We start from the raw sequence: 230 nt of genomic DNA, 5'->3' as shown, positions 1-230 counted from the left end.
GACCGGGATGGACGTACCGCTGGTGTACCAGTTGTTCCGCCAGGAGCACGGCTGGATAGCCAAGTACGGACGGGATAAGCGCTGAAAGCATCTAAGCGTGAAGCCCCCCTCAAGATGAGATTTCCCAATTAGTAAGACCCCTTGTAGACGACGAGGTAGATAGGTTCGGGGTGGAAGCGCGGCAACGTGTGGAGCTGACGAATACTAATCGGTCGAGGGCTTATCCAAAA

Annotated in this window: 1 rRNA gene; it reads left to right on the top strand. The window is 54.8% G+C overall.

The features are described from left to right. Positions 1–228: ribosomal RNA gene (locus tag ACZYR9_RS28035) — 23S ribosomal RNA — on the top strand; the annotation flags it as partial. Between the last annotated feature and the right edge of the window lie 2 nt (positions 229–230).

It is taken from the genome of Paenibacillus sp. F024 (genome assembly GCF_057814255.1).
Note: the sequence above shows the minus strand (reverse complement) of the source record. Positions and strands in the feature narration are given on the sequence as shown.